This window comes from Pseudoalteromonas sp. S3260 (assembly GCF_005886925.1).
Classification (GTDB): Bacteria; Pseudomonadota; Gammaproteobacteria; order Enterobacterales; family Alteromonadaceae; genus Pseudoalteromonas; species Pseudoalteromonas tetraodonis.
On sequence record NZ_PNCV01000393.1, the window covers coordinates 1 to 249 of the forward strand.

A 249-nucleotide genomic window follows, 5' to 3' on the forward strand; every position below is an offset into this window, starting at 1 on the left:
AAGGGGTGGAGCGACCTGCCATCTGTGCCGCGGTGCCCACGCGCGGCGCGCGCGCCTGCAGCCTGCTGGATCTCGGCGCCAACGTCGATGTCGCACCGCACCATCTGCTGGCGTGCGCCCGCATGGGCGCGATGCGCAGTCGCCTCATCGACGCGGTCGAGCGGCCACGAGGGGGGCTGCGCAACGTGGGGGTCGAGTCGGTCAAGGGGACTGCGCAGGGGCAGGAAGCGCACGCCCTGCTGGCTGGCA

The 249-nt window shown here is 73.1% G+C and carries 1 pseudogene; it reads left to right on the plus strand.

Annotation, left to right across the window (positions count from 1 at the left end):
* Window positions 1-249, plus strand: a pseudogene (locus CWC14_RS18935) (phosphate acyltransferase PlsX); the annotation flags it as partial.